This window comes from Ruegeria sp. CDSC025 (assembly GCF_059610805.1).
In genome coordinates this window covers 1-14,485 of record NZ_JBXWOJ010000003.1, presented here as the reverse complement: position 1 = coordinate 14,485, position 14,485 = coordinate 1, and the positions used below count along the sequence as shown (strand labels likewise).

Annotated in this window: 15 protein-coding genes and 1 tRNA gene; 6 read left to right on the top strand and 10 right to left on the bottom strand. The window is 56.6% G+C overall.

Annotated features, from left to right (window positions below):
• Positions 1 to 132 precede the first annotated feature (132 nt).
• Both AC2FH8_RS05510 and AC2FH8_RS05505 read right to left on the bottom strand, forming a co-directional pair.
• Complete coding sequence (locus AC2FH8_RS05510) at positions 133 to 855, bottom strand: hypothetical protein (RefSeq protein WP_496688692.1); 723 nt, start codon at positions 853 to 855, stop codon at positions 133 to 135.
• A 66-nt stretch (positions 856 to 921) separates the two neighbouring features.
• Positions 922 to 997: transfer RNA gene (locus AC2FH8_RS05505), tRNA-Val, on the bottom strand.
• Positions 998 to 1,315: 318 nt separating this feature from the next.
• On the opposite strand from AC2FH8_RS05505, the gene modA reads away from it, so the two are divergent.
• The 4 genes from modA (at position 1,316) to AC2FH8_RS05485 (ending at position 4,369) form a co-directional block, all read left to right on the top strand.
• Positions 1,316 to 2,095 (top strand): molybdate ABC transporter substrate-binding protein, encoded by a 780-nt coding sequence (modA, locus tag AC2FH8_RS05500; RefSeq protein WP_281995303.1) that lies wholly within the window; start codon positions 1,316 to 1,318, stop codon positions 2,093 to 2,095.
• A gap of 3 nt (positions 2,096 to 2,098) precedes the next feature.
• Positions 2,099 to 2,791, top strand: a complete 693-nt coding sequence (gene modB / locus AC2FH8_RS05495; protein ID WP_496688690.1) for a molybdate ABC transporter permease subunit — start codon at positions 2,099 to 2,101, stop codon at positions 2,789 to 2,791.
• Positions 2,788 to 3,888: a molybdenum ABC transporter ATP-binding protein gene (modC, locus tag AC2FH8_RS05490; protein WP_496688689.1), complete on the top strand. Its 1,101-nt coding sequence runs from the start codon at positions 2,788 to 2,790 to the stop codon at positions 3,886 to 3,888. Before modB ends, modC begins: the two co-directional genes overlap by 4 nt.
• 73 nt (positions 3,889 to 3,961) lie before the next feature.
• Entirely contained in the window at positions 3,962 to 4,369 is a 408-nt protein-coding gene (locus tag AC2FH8_RS05485) for a hypothetical protein (RefSeq protein WP_496688687.1), read from the top strand.
• Positions 4,370 to 4,409: 40 nt separating this feature from the next.
• Here AC2FH8_RS05485 and hemF read toward each other — a convergent pair whose 3' ends face one another.
• The 4 genes from hemF to clpS are packed head-to-tail and all read right to left on the bottom strand — an operon-like array spanning position 4,410 to position 7,478.
• The gene (gene hemF / locus AC2FH8_RS05480) at positions 4,410 to 5,294 is read right to left on the bottom strand and encodes an oxygen-dependent coproporphyrinogen oxidase (RefSeq protein WP_281995301.1); all 885 of its coding nucleotides are present in this window, start codon (positions 5,292 to 5,294) and stop codon (positions 4,410 to 4,412) included.
• A gap of 4 nt (positions 5,295 to 5,298) precedes the next feature.
• Positions 5,299 to 6,102, bottom strand: coding sequence for an SDR family NAD(P)-dependent oxidoreductase (locus AC2FH8_RS05475; protein WP_142635913.1), 804 nt, complete (start codon positions 6,100 to 6,102; stop codon positions 5,299 to 5,301).
• Between the two features lie 37 nt (positions 6,103 to 6,139).
• A complete protein-coding gene (locus tag AC2FH8_RS05470) occupies positions 6,140 to 7,105 on the bottom strand; it encodes a class I SAM-dependent methyltransferase (protein ID WP_496688685.1) in 966 nt (321 codons plus the stop codon).
• A 31-nt stretch (positions 7,106 to 7,136) separates the two neighbouring features.
• Positions 7,137 to 7,478 (bottom strand): ATP-dependent Clp protease adapter ClpS, encoded by a 342-nt coding sequence (clpS, locus tag AC2FH8_RS05465; RefSeq protein ID WP_496688683.1) that lies wholly within the window; start codon positions 7,476 to 7,478, stop codon positions 7,137 to 7,139.
• A gap of 93 nt (positions 7,479 to 7,571) precedes the next feature.
• Here clpS and AC2FH8_RS05460 point away from each other — a divergent pair, with 93 nt between their 5' ends.
• Both AC2FH8_RS05460 and AC2FH8_RS05455 read left to right on the top strand, forming a co-directional pair.
• Entirely contained in the window at positions 7,572 to 8,273 is a 702-nt protein-coding gene (locus tag AC2FH8_RS05460; RefSeq protein ID WP_496688681.1) for an HAD family hydrolase, read from the top strand.
• 281 nt (positions 8,274 to 8,554) lie between these two features.
• Entirely contained in the window at positions 8,555 to 9,928 is a 1,374-nt protein-coding gene (locus tag AC2FH8_RS05455; RefSeq protein ID WP_142635921.1) for a D-alanyl-D-alanine carboxypeptidase family protein, read from the top strand.
• 95 nt (positions 9,929 to 10,023) lie between these two features.
• On the opposite strand, the gene AC2FH8_RS05450 is transcribed toward AC2FH8_RS05455, so the two are convergent.
• The 4 genes from AC2FH8_RS05450 to AC2FH8_RS05435 all read right to left on the bottom strand — a co-directional run bounded on the left by AC2FH8_RS05450 (position 10,024) and on the right by AC2FH8_RS05435 (position 13,943).
• Positions 10,024 to 11,271: a hypothetical protein gene (locus AC2FH8_RS05450; protein WP_496688679.1), complete on the bottom strand. Its 1,248-nt coding sequence runs from the start codon at positions 11,269 to 11,271 to the stop codon at positions 10,024 to 10,026.
• A 148-nt stretch (positions 11,272 to 11,419) separates the two neighbouring features.
• Positions 11,420 to 12,181, bottom strand: a complete 762-nt coding sequence (locus tag AC2FH8_RS05445; RefSeq protein WP_271948108.1) for a LamB/YcsF family protein — start codon at positions 12,179 to 12,181, stop codon at positions 11,420 to 11,422.
• Positions 12,182 to 12,192: 11 nt separating this feature from the next.
• Entirely contained in the window at positions 12,193 to 13,191 is a 999-nt protein-coding gene (locus AC2FH8_RS05440) for a 5-oxoprolinase subunit C family protein (protein ID WP_496688677.1), read from the bottom strand.
• Complete coding sequence (locus tag AC2FH8_RS05435) at positions 13,188 to 13,943, bottom strand: 5-oxoprolinase subunit B family protein (protein ID WP_281995294.1); 756 nt, start codon at positions 13,941 to 13,943, stop codon at positions 13,188 to 13,190. The genes AC2FH8_RS05440 and AC2FH8_RS05435 overlap by 4 nt, the downstream gene beginning before the upstream one ends.
• Positions 13,944 to 14,485: the final 542 nt, after the last annotated feature.

The following is a 14,485-nucleotide window of genomic DNA, read 5'->3' as shown; positions in this document are numbered from 1 at the left end:
GGGCACAACCAAAGAAAATATAGGTGTTGGACCGTCTGCAAAATCAAGATTCTAGCGTCTCGGCAAGAAGCCTGTGGCAAAGATCGCATCCCAGAACAGAATGCAGGTCGGCTCAACTGAGCATTGCATTCACTACCAATCAAATCTCTCATAAGTATCTGTTTCAATACAAGTAATATTTGCATCTCCGAGGGTTGAGATCGGCTCGTCCAGAACATCCACCTCTGGGGCATTGTCGGTCGAATGGATAGCATCCCAAGGCAGGGTTCCAGGAGTACTCGAGTGCAGCGCTTCGTAAGCCAGTTCTTCGTCCAAAGAAATCCCTGGGCTGACAGGGTCGTCACCGACGGTCAGGGCAAATGGGTTTTCCGAAGTGATGAGAGTGCCGGCGCTGTCTATGTCTGACACAACGATCTGACCATGAATTACGCCCTCGAAACCTACTGGCGGGGAAAGCTCCAGGTGGTTCAGGTTACAACCCGACAAATCCACCGGATCACCATTGGTGATCACCGAATGCTCACCACTGATTATCAGGGTATTTGCCGGTAACCCCTCCAGTGTAACACTCGCCTGTTCAGACGCATGCGACACCTGGATGCCAACTTGGATCGCGTCGTCCTTGGGAACCGACAAACCGGGATCGGCCTGCATCACCTCACGGCCATGGGTATCCGGACCGTCCCATTCCAGCTTCAGCCCCACATGGCCGTGGTTCTCGACATATCGGACTTCGATGCCATAAGTCCCAGGCTCAAGTTTGACCTCTTCTGAATACGTGCGAAACCCATGTGGCTTATCTCCTGTGTTGGAGACATCATCTCCGTTTAAGTGCAGCGGAGGCGCAGCGGACACAGTTTCATGCGCAGCACAGCAAAAGGTGCTAGCCGCGTAAGACCTTGATACATTGTAGGGAAAGAATGGTGGGTGATGAGAGACTCGAACTCCCGACATCTTCGGTGTAAACGAAGCGCTCTACCAACTGAGCTAATCACCCGTGAGGCTGCATTTAGCCAAGCCGGCGCGCGGGCGCAAGAGGGTCTGGCACAATTTCTTTCACTGAATTTAGACAAGGCGGGCATCTGGGGTGATATCTCCGCCAACCGGGCTCTGATTTATCAGACTTTTTGAGGGATCACGAAATCTGAACCGGTCGTTTCGGATCAGGCACCTCCAAAATATCTTGGGTGTTGTTGCGGCTATGAATTGCCCGTTTCAAAGGTTCTTATTCACGATGCGTCCTATCGATGCTTGCGCGCCCCCCGCCGCCTCAGATATCCCCTGATGGAACCTTAACCTACGAGACGGGAACAATATGACCCTGTCATCCGCAAGCCGTTTTCTGGCTGCTGCTATTGTTTTGGGTAGTTTGATATCGACTCCGCAGCGTGCAGAGGCCGACGATGTTTTGGTTTTTGCTGCTGCCAGTCTGAAAAATGCTCTGGATTCACTTGTACCGGGTTTTGAACGGCAAAGCGGTCAGGAGGTTGTCATATCGTATGCGGCGTCTTCTATACTGGCACGTCAAATTCAACAGGGCGCCCCGGCGGATGTGTATATTTCAGCCAACAGTGACTGGATGGATGTCCTTCAGGAGAATCGGCTGATTGATGCTGGATCGCGGGTTAACCTTTTGGGAAATGGGCTTGTCCTGATCGGTGGGCCGACGGCCGTTGAAATTGAGGGGCTTTCCCCGCAGACGGACATCTCAGCCGCTTTGTCAGGTGGGCATCTTGCGATGGCCCTGGTCGATGCCGTGCCTGCGGGAATTTACGGCAAAGCGGCGCTGCAAAACCTAGGTCTTTGGGATAGTGTTCAGCAGCAGGTGGCACAGACCGACAATGTACGCGCGGCTCTGGCTTTGGTTGCCGCGGGGGCTGCCCCCTTGGGTGTTGTCTACCGATCGGATGCCCAGGCCGAGGATCGGGTGCGGGTTGTGGCCTCTTTCCCTGCAAATCTTCACCCGGAAATTGTCTACCCGGCCGCTGTAACAACGCAAGCCTCAGCCGAGGCATATGCTTTCCTAAGCTACCTACAGACCGATGCAGCGATGGCAGTCTTTGCAGAGCAGGGATTTGCCCTGCCGGGCGACTAGCCGATGGGTTGGCTGGGACCGGAAGAACTTGAGGCGCTGAAATTGTCGCTGCGTGTCTCTTTCTGGGCAACGCTGGTTACTTTGCCCTTTGGTATATTCGTTGCCTATGCACTGGCGCGCTGGCGCTTTCCCGGACGACAAGTGTTGAATGGGTTGGTGCATTTGCCATTGATCCTGCCGCCGGTTGTTACGGGATATCTGCTGCTATTGACCTTTGGTATTCAGGGCCCGATTGGTGGACCTCTGGCGGGGCTTGGAATTGTCTTTGCGTTTCGCTGGACCGGCGCGGCGCTGGCCGCCGGGATCATGGCGTTTCCGCTGATGGTCCGTGCTATTCGCCTTTCGATCGAAGCCGTCGACCCTAAGCTCGAACAGGCCGGAGCCACGCTGGGTGCCTCGCGTCTGTGGGTTTTTGTCACCGTAACCTTGCCGATGATTCTGCCGGGGGTGATCGCCGGGACCATCCTTGCCTTTGCAAAAGCCATGGGTGAGTTTGGCGCGACGATCACCTTTGTTTCGAACATACCTGGACAGACACAGACGTTGCCATCGGCCGTTTATGCGTTTCTGCAGGTTCCGGGTGGTGAGGCGGCGGCGATGCGGCTAGTGGTGATATCGGTCATCATCGCGATGGGGGCGCTGCTGTTGTCAGAGTTTGTCGGTCGTCGCGCCGCGGAAAGGGTGTCGGGGACATGAGCCTTTCCGTCAATCTGCAACATGATCTGCCAGGTATTCAGTTGGATGCCGAATTTGATGCGCCTGCCGGGGTGACGGTTCTGTATGGAAGGTCCGGCGCCGGTAAGACGACAATCGTTAACGCTGTGGCGGGATTGCTGGAGCCCAAAGCTGGTCGCGTATCCGTGGACGGGTGGACGTTGTTCGATACGGAAAAGCGCCTTTGGCTGCCTCCGCATAAACGCCGCTTGGGGTATATTTTTCAGGAAGGCCGGCTGTTCCCACATCTAACTGTGCGCCAGAACCTGTCCTATGGGCGCTGGTTCGCGCCCAAAAGCGTGCCGCGCGAAGACCCCGATAAGGTGATTGAAATGTTGGGGATCGGGCATCTTCTGGACCGTCGTCCACTGAGCCTGTCAGGTGGCGAGAAGCAGCGTGTCGCCATAGGCCGCGCCTTATTGGCCAGCCCGCGTCTGATCCTCGCGGATGAGCCTCTGGCCGCATTGGATGATGCACGGAAGGCCGAGATACTGCCCTATTTCGAACGGCTTCGGGATGAGATTTCGGTGCCGATCCTTTATGTGACCCACTCGGCAGCCGAAGTTGCGCGGCTGGCAACTTCTGTCGTAGCCCTGCAGGACGGTAAGGTGGTTCGGCAAGGCCCGGCTTCCGAAGTGATGGCTGATCCTTCTGTGGCCCCGCTCGGTGTCAGAGCCGTTGGTGCGGTGCTTCAGGTGCAGGTATCAGCTCACCATGCAGACGGGTTGACCGAGTTGGCAGCCGAAGAGGCGCGTCTATTTCTGCCGCTTATTCCCCATATGGTCGGTGAAAGCCTGCGTATTCGCATCCCCGCACAAGAGGTGATCCTTGCCAGTAAGCGGCCCGAGGGCCTGTCAGCGCTGAATGTACTGGAGGGCAGGGTTGATACGATCCGAGCCGGGGAAGGCCCCGGTGCGATCGTCTCTGTCATTACACCTGCAGGGACTATTCTGGCTCGGATCACCCGACGTTCGGTTGAAGCCCTTGGGCTTGCTGCAGGCAAACCTTGCTTTGCGGTGATAAAAACCGTGGCGCTTGCGCCGCAGGATGTCGGTGGGCGGCTGCACTTTGCGGATTGAAACTGCGCTTTACGGAAAGCGTATCTGTTCTATGATTTTCCAAGGAAATCTTTTTTGCCCGGGGTCAAGCACCATGAAATACTTTGTATCAACATGTATTCTGACGCTGATGATGGTGCCTGCCATGGCCCAGGCTGTTGGGTTCGGGGTCGGTATAAACCCCGCATTCCGAACGACAGTGACACCACGTGACAATGGCGTTTACGAGGTCTCAACCAGCGGCAGTTCTGCGCCAGTGGCCTATTGGTGCGGGATCGGGGATTTTGCGATACGCACGCTTAGAACCAAATCGAACCAGCGTATTTACATAACCCGGGCCTATGACAAACAGACACGGACGGTGCAATTCTCGCTGACTGCGCCCGAAGGGGTTGATACGACGCCGGGCTATTCGGTTACTGTCAAACGCGTTGGCGAGAACATGTCAGCGGCATCGGCGCAGCGCTATTGCTCTGACAATTTCATGGATTTCGGGTTCTGAAACCCCGGAAGTAAAAAGCACCGCAGGGGCAGGTCAGGCGCTAGACCCATTTGGCCAAGGGCGGCAGGCTCATAAGCACTGCGTCCGGGTCGTGCCCGGTCTCTAGCCCGAATTTGGTTCCGCGGTCATAGACAAGGTTGTATTCGGCATAGAGCCCGCGATGAATCAGTTGGGTATCCTTATCAGCGGCGTCAAAGCTCTGTTGCCTGCGCTTTTCAACCAAAGGCAGAAAGGCTGGCAAGAAGGCCCGCCCGATATCCTGTGTCAGGGCAAAGTCCGATGACCAGTCTCCGGTGCAATAGTCATCCAGAAAGATACCGCCGACACCGCGGGCGCGCTTGCGGTGCGGGATAAAGAAATACTCGTCGGCCCATTCTTTCAAACGCGGATAGTGGCCCGGTCCGTGGGGATCCAGATGGGCCTTCTGGGTTGCGTGGAAATGGGCAGTGTCTTCGTCATATTCGATACAGGGATTCAGGTCTGATCCGCCGCCGAACCACCAGGCGTGAGGTGTCCAGAACATGCGCGTATTCATGTGAACAGCGGGAGCGTGCGGGTTCTGCATATGGGCAACCAGGCTGATACCCGAGGCCCAGAACCGCGGGTCCTCGGTCATTCCGGGAATGCCTTTTCGGGCAGCCATTGCCTGTTGCGCCCGTTCCCCGAGCTGGCCGAATACTGTCGAGACATTGACGCCGACTTTCTCGAACACGCGGCCGCCGCGCATCACGGACATCAAACCGCCACCGGCGTCCGCCCCGTCATCCGAATGCCGTTTGGTCTCTTTGACTTCGAAGCGACCGGGTTGAGCATCGGAAAAAGGTCCGGTGTCGTGGGAATCCTCAAGCTGCTCAAAAGCGTTTACGATTTCATTGCGCAAGTCACGAAACCAGGCTGCGGCGGTGGCTTTTTCAGTATCGAACATCTGTTTAATGGGCCGGGGCTGCGACGGGGTCCAGCAAAGTGCGTCCACCGTCAATGGTTAGGATTTGTCCAGTGATGAAACCTGCGGCGTCCGAGGCAAGGTACTGTGCGGTTTCGGCCAGTTCGTTTGGCGCGGCAATCCGGGAAAGGGGTGTGTGCTTTTCGATATCATCCCGAAATGTGCGATTTTCCTTGAGCGTGGATTGCAGCGAAGCGCTCATCACCGATCCCAGCGCGATCGAATTCACGCGGATGCGGTTTGGGGCAAGGGCAACGGCCAGGGATCGGGTCAACTGATCAAGCGCTGCTGTAGACACCGAATAGGCCATCAGATCGGGATGGGTGCGACGGGCAGCAATCGAAGATAAGTTGATGATGGATCCCGCAGGGTTTTCGTTTTCATCATCACCGGATTGCTTGATCATCCGTTTGGCAACTAGTTGGCTCAGTCGCAAGGCCGGCATCAGGTTCTGGTTCAACAAGGTGCGGACCGAGTCGTCTTCCATGTCCAATGGATCAGACGGAATAACCTGGCGCGAGCCATTTATCAGGATGTCGACCTGTTCGAAAGCGTCAATCGTGGCCGAAAGCAGGTTCGCAATCGTCAGCTTTTCACGCAGATCCCCGGCGAAGAAACGGATGTTGCTGTCATCTGCCTGCTCGCCCAGTTCATTGGCCAGTCGTTTTTCATCCATGTCGGCGAACATGACATTGGCCCCGGCATCCGCGAAGTGACGTCCGATGGCCAATCCGACACCATTTGCACCACCTGTGACGATCGCGGTCTTGCCGGCTATGGAAAAGGACATGCGTGTTCTCCTGATGTGCGGTGCAGGTTAGCGGGTATCACCGCCGAGGGCGAGAGGCGTGGAAGACCTTGAAACGATTGTCCCCGGTCACTTCCTTCATCTGCGCGAAGGCCTCGTTCAGCGTAATTTCATAGGGTAGGTGTCGATTGGCGACCATCCAAAGGGAACCGCCCCGTGTCAGATTGCGCGCAGCAGATTTGATGAATCCCTGACCCAACGCAGGATCGGCACTGCGCGATGTGTGAAACGGCGGGTTCATAATGACCGTATCCAGCGGCTCAGGCGCGCGCCAGGTGACCGCGTCGGCCCAGTGGAACTGTGCACGGTCGTCTTTTACATTTGCACGAGCACATTGCAGGGCGATGTGATCGGCCTCGACCAGATGCAATTCCTGCAGCCCCCTTGCACCCATTAGCCCTGCGGACAGGTATCCCCAGCCAGCCCCCAGATCGGCGACCCGACCGCCCAGTTTTTCAGGCAAGGCAGCAAGCAGCATTACTGAGGCCGGGTCGACCCCGTCTGCAGAAAATACTCCGGGCGCTGTCTGAAATCCGTCGGCGGATTGGGTGGCGGGTGCGGCCCAGTCCTCGAACGCGTTTACGTCGGACTGGAACCAAAAGATCTTGCCATGTGCTTTTGCGATGGGCCCCTGCACGGTTACGCGTTTGCGAATATCCTTCAACAGGCTGTCGACGCCATTTGTCTTAGCGCCGTCGACCACAACCAATCCGGCCGAACGCTTGCAAGCCTGATACACGAGGTTGCGGGCCAAAGCCTTGGCACGCGGCAGGAAAACGATGGCGTCCTGGCACAGGTCATCGGCCTCGGGCGTGGCCCTGAATCCGTGATCCGCAAAATGGTCGTGAAACGGCTTGAATGGCTGGACTACCTGCGTATCTGAAGCCAGCCCAGCGAGGTCTTCCTCGGGCGTTGGCCCAATCACGGACAGGGGTTGCGCGATTTCAAGGCCGCTTTGCAAGGCAAGATCTAGGCGAGGGGACATTGGCAATTCCGAAAAGAGGTCAGGCGTCGCCTTACTCTTCGCGTTCCATAGTGCACTGCAGGGGGTGTTGATGGCGGCGAGCGAAATCCATGACTTGCCCGACCTTGGTTTCGGCAATCTCATGACTGAAGACACCAACAACGGCGACGCCCTTCTTGTGGACGGTTAGCATGATCTCGAACGCCTCTGCGTGGGTCATGCCGAAAAAACGTTCCAATACGTGAACGACAAACTCCATCGGGGTGTAGTCGTCATTCAAAAGCAGCACTTTGTACAGCGGCGGGCGTTTGGTCTTGGGGCGCGTCTGTACCAGGATCGACGAATCTGCATCGTCGTCCGATTTGTCAGACATCATCCATTGGTTCTCAAACATTAGGCGCAAACGTCCGATTCAGGCTTCGGTTTATCTGTGCGCTTATATAACGTCCAATGCGTCAGATAAAAGAGCCAGCAGGACGTTATCCAAATGGGCGAAAAACTAACCACAATCGGGTTCGATGCCGATGACACGCTGTGGCACAACGAACGGTTCTTTCAGCTGACGCAGGCACATTTTGTCGACCTGCTATCAGATCATGCCGAATCGGATCACCTGATGGACCGATTGCTGGCTGCCGAAAAACGCAATATCCGGCATTATGGGTATGGAATCAAAGGCTTCACCCTCTCCATGATCGAAACGGCGATCGAAGTGACCGAAGACCGTGTTCCTGCAGGGGTCATTCGCCAACTGATCGAAGCGGGGCAAGAGATGTTGGCCCATCCGATCGAGCTATTGCCCTATGCCCGGCAGGCCATCGAAAGCGCTGCCGACACCCACCGCGTAATCCTGATCACCAAGGGTGATCTGATAGACCAGGAACGCAAACTTGCGCAATCCGGTTTGGGCGATCTTTTCGACGGGGTCGAGATCGTGTCTGAAAAGACCCCGGAAATCTATCGCCAGATCTTCGCGCAGCATGGCGAGGGGCCCGCTGCGGCTATGATGGTCGGAAATTCGATGCGGTCCGATGTGGTTGCTCCGATTCAGGCCGGATGCTGGGGCGTATACGTGCCGCATGGGCTGGTCTGGGAGATCGAGCAGGCCGACGTGCCGGCCGACAGTTCCAGATACCACGAATTGCCCGATCTTAGTGGATTGACGGCGCTGGTTCGCTCTTTGAGTTGATGTTGCCATTTGGTCGCAGTTTCCGAAAATAGGGGCCAGTCGACGACACAGTCTTGACGAAATGGCAGGTTTAGCGGTGCGCCGCCGTTTGCACCGCCACATCTAGTGGGTCTTTGACATACGCTGAAAGCGTTAAAGTTATGAGCTTTCGGTTTCTTTCGCGGGGGTGCTGTGCTACGCTGATGAGCAATAAAATAAATAGTAGCTGACCGGGAAAACCCGGCGGCCTGAGGTAGACAGAGGCAAAAATCGTGCAGGTACGGCGGACAGTTCCGGCCCCTATGGGCGTATTCCTTGCAGCATTCCTGTTGTTGTTTTCCTTCGCTCCGGCGCAGGGCATTGCTGCCCCATATGCGGCGATGGTGATCGACGCGCGAACGGGCGAAGTGCTGCATTCCCGAAACGCCGATACACGCCTCCATCCGGCCTCGTTAACCAAAATGATGACACTGTACATCGCATTTGAAGCGGTTCGGAACGGCGAAATCACTCTTGATACGCAGGTGACCATCACCAAAAAGGCTTCCTCTGAACCGCCTTCAAAGCTGGGTTTGCGTTCGGGGCAGAAGATTGCTTTCCGCTATTTGATCCGTGCGGCGGCGGTGAAGTCGGCCAATGACGCAGCCACTGCCATTGGTGTCGCCCTCAGCGGGTCCGAGGCCGCCTTTGCGCGCCGCATGACACGTACCGCCAAGGCGATGGGAATGAGCCGTACAACCTTTAAGAACGCACATGGTCTGACCGAGGCCGGACATCTGTCGACCGCACGGGACATGACCACGCTGGGACGGCATCTGCTGTATGATTACCCGCAATATTACAACCTGTTTTCGCGCCAATCCACGAATGCGGGGATCAAAACCGTTCCCAATACGAACCGTCGCCTGCTAGCGGCCTATCGCGGTGCGGATGGGATCAAGACGGGCTATACCCGTGCAGCTGGGTTCAATCTGGTTGCCTCGGCCAAGCGCAAGGACGAACGGATCATCGCGACTGTCTTTGGTGGCAAATCCGGCGCATCGCGCAATGCCAAAGTAGCCGAGCTGTTGGACATGGGTTTCCGCCGCGCCCCGTCGCGCGCGCCGATCCGCAAACCAGCCCGGCCGGCCTATGCCGGTAATGCAGGTTTGAATGCGAAAGTCGCCAGCGTAAGCGGCGCGCCCACCAGAAGCCTGCGACCGGTTCTTCGACCCCAGCGGGGGAGTACCGTTCTAGTGGCGAACAATGTCGCCGCAACCGCAGCCAAGAACGACGCGCGGATTCAGGACGGTATCGCCGCAGCCATCGCCTCGGCCGGTGTAGAGACGCCGACCGAAGGAACGACGCGCCCGACGGTCCGCACGGATGATCTAGTGCTGGCCTCGGCAGAACAGCCCGAGCCAGAGCAGGAAATCGTCACACGCTTGTCGACCTCTGGCGGTCATTTGTGGGGCGTGAATGTGGGGCGCTATACGACCCGGTACGAGGCTGAAAAGGTACTACTGAAAACGGCCCTGTCGGAAATGACTACATTGGAAGGCACGCTGCGCAAGGTCAATCAAAACTCACGCGGGTTCGACGCGACGTTCCAGGGCATGACCCGAGAGCAAGCCGATCTGGCCTGCCGCAGACTTCAGGCCCGCAATGTCACCTGTTTCATGATCGGGCCGTCATAAGACCCGACATATACTCTCCTGGATGGGTCTGGCCACGGAATTCCGTGGCCCTTTTTTTCTGAGCGAGCGTGCCGTAGTAGGTGGCAGGGGTCAGGTCAGTCGAATACGTGGCCGTGCTGATATTGCTCATCCTGACCGGCGGCCGCAGTCAGGGCCGCGACGTTATCTTTGGTAAAGAACCCATCATACTTATGACAGCGCTCTATATACTCGGTGATCAGCAGAGTGTTCTTCGAATGTTTTGAGAAAATCTGCTTGAGGTTCGGATCGTCTTTGCACTCTCCAACCACATGGGCCAGGAATGGCACCCCCTGGTCTTTCAGAGTGTTCACAACGAAATCCACATTCTTTTCGCCCGCACCGTGATCGCCGTCCAGAATCTCGATCGCCATGTGATGCAGCCGACGTCCGAAATTGCGGACGAAATCCTCGGTTGGCATGGGCCGTTTGGCAAAAGAGTTTACAAACGAAGGCGTATTATTGGCTGTAAATACCTTAGCCGGGGATTTCTTGTCATCATTCACACTGGCATTGCGGTTCACATTGGTCGACGAATTCATGTCGAAAATGTTGTACGCCCCCCAGAAATAGTAGGGCACCATCGTCAGAAATTCGAGGATCGCATCCTCGCGCTCACCAGCCAGAACGCGTGTCGCCAGATGGTCGATGCCCAACATCAGTGAAGAGATATTGCTATCGGCACCAAAGGCAGCAGCCTCATCCAGTCGCGCTTGTTCTGCGCTGCTGAGCAATACCCTGTCGCCCAGACCCAAACTGTCGGTATCGTTGAAATCCAGCGTTGAATAACCGACCCGGTTGCAGGTGAAATCAGAAGGGGTGGTGAACCGAAGGCCCTTTAGCGTGTAAAACGGGTTCTCGGTGTCGCCGGAATATTCGAACCGGATATTCTGATCCTCCAGCGTTTTGGTCAGCGTGTTCAGGTCAGTGGCGCCAAACACTTCGCCAACATAGCGCGTTTGCGGCGTGTTTCGTGCCAACGGGTACATGCGGTTGATGCGCGGGATGAAGTCTTCGAATGTCGGGCTAAGCGGAGCCATCACGATGAGCGCCGGGTAGTTCAGGTGTGAATGCAGGACCGAGTATTTATGCGTCCGTCCAAGATAGCTGGCCGTGTGACGGTATGGCGACATCACATATAGCTCGACCAGAGTGTCGAAAAGAACGTCAGTTTCGACCTGAAGCACGACAGCGCGCATGGGCCCAACCTGCTGGGCGACACCAGAGCTGGCACGGCGTTCGTAAATTTTTGGCAAATACTCGTTGAAGAAGTCCGAATTCTTCTTGTCGCCGCGTGGTTCGTAAGACGCTAAATCAAAAGACATAAAGTTACTCCTTGCCCAGACTAGGCAAACCAGGTGCGGTTCGTTGCCGGGATTGTGGTATTCAGAACATATGCTTGCTGACATGCTAGGGAGGGAATTCAGCCTCGGCAACAGTCTGAGTACGGGCGGACGCATTGCACCCGCGGGATTACCGCAGGAACTTTGTCACCTCGACACCGCCCGCGATCAGGTTTTCGCGGACCGAATGCGCAATCTGAACGGCGGTTGGTCCATCCCCGTGCAGGCAGATCGTGTCGATCGCGGTATTAAGCCTTTTGCCGGTTTCGGTAATGATGGCCCCTTCGCTGACCATTTCCAGAATTCGAGGCCCTGCAATTTCGGGGTCGTGGATGACGGCGCCGGGCAAGCTTCGGTCGACCAGAGTGCCATCGTCGTTATAGGCGCGGTCGGCAAAGATCTCGCCGACCCACTTGCAGCCCAATTCCCGAACGGCTTCTTCCTGCTTGGTGACGGCCAGCACCATGATGATGATATCTGGGTTCACGTCCAGCGCGCCCTGATAACAGGCCCGCGCCATGTCGATATCGACCGAACACATGTTGGACAATGCACCGTGCAGCTTCAGATGCCGGACCTGCGTTCCAACGGCGTTTGCCATACCGATCGCCGATCCCAACTGATACCGAACAAGATTTCGCAGGCTATCGTGGGGTATTTTCATATTGCGGCGGCCAAATCCCTGTAGGTCAGGAAAGCCGGGATGCGCGCCAATGCCGACACCGTTTTCCGCAGCCAGGGTCATCGTTTGCGCCATGACGTCCGGATCGCCCGCGTGAACGCCACAGGCAATGTTGGCCGAAGTGATAATCCGCAACAGGCTTTTGTCATCGCCCATGCTCCAGGGGCCAAAGCTTTCCCCCATATCGGCATTAAGATCTACGCTGGGCATCGGCAAACTCCTTAGTCTGTGGCAGAGATCATTCCGCTGACCAGTTGATAAGATAGCAGGTCAGCAATGTCATGAGGATCACGGATCAGCGGTTCGACCTTGGATGGCAAGTTGGCCAGTTCTTTTTGAAAAGCCGCCTGCAGGGAAATGGCCTCGTCCATTTCGACCAGCCTGAACTGAAGCTGTACGCCCGCCGGGGTTTGCGCAGCCCGCGGCAGGTCACAGGGAAGGACGGTCGCAATTCTGGGATACCCGCCGGTTGTCTGACACTCGGGCAGCAGAATAAAGGGATTGCCAGTGCCGGTCATCTGAATGTCGCCGGGGGCGATGACCTCGGACAATATGTTCAGCTGCCCCTTTGCGGCGAAACCCTCTCCGTCGCCTTCCAGCTGCATTCCCATGCGATTTGCGCGGGACCCGCGAGTGAATGTCGTGCGCAAAAAGCGGTCCAGCGTTTGCCGGTCGAACAGTTCGGTCTGAAAACTGGCCACAACCCGCAGCGAACCGCCCGAGAACCGATCTTCAGCGCGCAACTTCTGTCCTGCCTGCTGTGACGCTGCCCCGGCGGATAAGCTGTCTCCGGCCTGTAGGGCGCGCCCGATTTTGGCAGTAAGGTGAGTTGAGCGGGATCCCAGAAACTCCTGCACCTCAATACCGCCGCCCAGGTGCAAATATCCATAGGTTCCCCGTGTGGCGGCCCCGACTATCACCCGCTGTCCGGTCTCAAGGCGGTAAGAGGCATTCCACGAAATGGCAGCGCCATCAATACTGGCCTGCATCGGTGCGCCCGTCAGTGCAATCTGTATGGGATGAGTGGCCTCAAACTCACCGCCCATTCCGGCCATTTCAAGCGCGGCAAGTTTAGGACTTTGCCTCAACAATGCGGCGCCTTCGTGCAGGGCCAGTAAATCTGCTGCGCCAGATCGGGAAAGCCCTTGATCCAGATATCCGTGGCGGCCTTGGTCCTGTATTGTACAAGCAGGCCCTATGCGCAGGACAGACAGGCTCAAACCGCGATCTCCTGACAGGTCGCGCCGCCTGATCCATCAACGTCATTGGCGCGTATCGCCTCTAATTCCTCACGCGTGACTGACACGAACTGCATTTCGTCGCCGGGTTTCAGGGCAAAGCTGTTCTGTGCTTCAGGACGAAAACAGCGAAAAGCGGTTTGGCCAATATGTCGCCACCCGGTTGGTGTGGGTCCCGAGAAAAGGACAAATTGCGAAATCGCCAATACCAAAGCGCCCTCGGGCACCATCGGGGTCAACTTCTTGAGGCGCGGTATGTTGAACTCAGGGCCGAGCGGGCCAAGATATGGCTGACCGGGAGCAAATCCGATCGTCAGGACGCGGACGGTTGTGGCGCTCAATCGATGAACGGCTTCATCGGGGGACAGCCTGGCCGCAGCCGCAGCCTCATCTAATTGAGGGGCAAGCGCGCCGCCATAAACCGTGGGGACACTCCATAACCTGCGCCCCTGGGGGAGGGGCGCTTTGTACCAATCCTGCCGCCGCAACAGCTGCTCGACCCGGTCGCGAAGGTTTGCGTGGGCAAACTGGGATGGTTCAAATCGGATATAAGTCGACGCCAGCGTCGCAGAGGTTTCAATGACACCTTCCCACCGTTCAGAATCCACCGCAGCTCGAAACGCCAATGCTGCCCGGTTCGATGGCTCGGCCATGGTTTCGGCGAAAGAGACCAGCAGGCCGTCAAAGCCGACGGTGCATATGCGTGGGAAGATGGCGGCGTGTGTTCGTGTCATCTCGCTGCGTGCCAGTATGTAACTAGTCAGGTGACCTGAACGCAATCCAGAGCGTTTCGCAAGAGAGGGTGCAAAGTATTTGCCGGTGCATCCCCGTTTCAGACCGCGTGCAGGCAAATTCCGACTCGGTGCGGGTGTGTTTCATACCGGGCGACTCATACGAGTCTTGTAGTAGACGTGGGGAGCTCAACAATATGTTGATATCGGGCATAGCTCGTACGGAAAGCAGTGTGGATACCTTAGGCGTGATAATGGGCTTTCCTGGGTGCATCGGTCGAATTTATCACCTTAATTATCTGAATTTATTGAGTAAAATAAGAAAGTGCAAAAAAGTTGCTCAGGGCGTGATTTTCTGCTTGCGGTGTATGTTTGTAATGCTTAGAACCCCCTTCACCGGCGCTGCTGAGGCGCTTGTGACACACTGGAGAGACGGTGGGACGGGTTGGAGAGACGGCCGGACACACTGGAGAGACGGTGGGCATCTTAGGGAATGATTTAGGCGGGCGCGCTGATGTTATTGGCGCAACGGTCTGATTTTTGGC